The organism is Sphingomonas sp. P3_C5, assembly GCF_056402635.1.
This window is the reverse complement of sequence record NZ_JBFUHA010000027.1, coordinates 1-1,180: the sequence shown is the minus strand read 5'-3', so window position 1 is coordinate 1,180 and position 1,180 is coordinate 1. Positions and strand designations below refer to the sequence as shown.

1 protein-coding gene is annotated in these 1,180 nt (G+C 59.9%); it reads right to left on the bottom strand.

Features of this window, described 5'->3' with window-relative positions; all coding sequences use genetic code 11:
- Positions 1-14 precede the first annotated feature (14 nt).
- Positions 15-1,112 carry an IS630 family transposase gene (locus tag AC1DVS_RS26735; protein WP_478027549.1) on the bottom strand — a complete coding sequence of 366 codons (1,098 nt, stop codon included), beginning with the start codon at positions 1,110-1,112 and terminating at the stop codon, positions 15-17.
- Between the last annotated feature and the right edge of the window lie 68 nt (positions 1,113-1,180).

Genomic DNA, 1,180 nt, shown 5'->3' with positions numbered 1-1,180 from the left:
CTAGTCACCTGAATCTAAAGTTCGGTGCATAATGTTTGCTCGGTCTTTTGACAGAAGCGTTTGACGGCGGCGAGGATATCGTCGGCGGATTTGGTCCATCGGAAAGGCTTTGGATTGGCGTTGTGCCGATCGATGAAGCTTCGGATATCGGCTTCGAGTTGGGCTGTGGAAGTGTGGACACCGCGCTGGATTTGCTTGCGGGTGAGTTCGGCGAACCAACGCTCGACCTGATTGATCCACGACGCCGATGTCGGTGTGAAATGGACGTGATAGTGCGGCCTGCGCGCTAACCAGGCCTTGATCATCGGCGTCTTGTGCGTGGCATAGTTGTCCATGACGATATGGACGTCGAGGCCGCCTGGGATATTGCCGTCGATCTGTTTGAGAAAATCGAGAAACTCGGTTGCGCGGTGCCGCTTGTAGCATTTGCCGATCACGGCTCCGGTGGCGACGTCGAGGGCGGCAAACAACGACGTCGTACCGTGCCGGACATAGGTGTTGGTGCGTCGCTCGGGCATGCCGGGCATCATCGGCAGCACGGGCTGCTCGCGGTCGAGCGCCTGGATCTGTGACTTCTCGTCCACACACAGGACCAGGGCATGGGTCGGCGGCGAAAGATAAAGGCCGACAATATCCCTGACCTTGTCGACGAACAGCGGATCGCTCGACAGCTTGAAGGTCTCCGTCCGGTGCGGCTGCAGGCCGAACGCGTTCCACATACGCCGGATCGTCGTATGCGAATGGCCGGCAGACGCCGCCATCGAACGGATCGACCAGTGGGTCGCATCAGCAGGTAGCGTTTGCAGCGTTCGTTCGATCACGGCCGCCACTGCATCGTCGTCGATCGAACGCGGGCGGCCGGATCGCGGCTCGTCTAGCAGACCGTCGATGCGACCGTGCAGAAACCGCCGACGCCACTTGCCGACCATATGTTCACCGACGCCGAGCTCGGCCGCCACCTCCTTGCTTTGCAGGCCATCGGCGCAACGCAAGACGATACGGCAGCGCTCCGACAGTGAGCGCGCTACCCGATGGCGCCGAACCTGCCGCTCCAAATAGCTACGCTCATCTGCCGTCAAAATCAGTGGTTCAACAGCCCGACCACGCGCCATCCCGTTCGCTCCCGTCGTTCAGACAGGATCAGTCTACAATGTAACTTACTTCAGTTCCAGGTGACTAG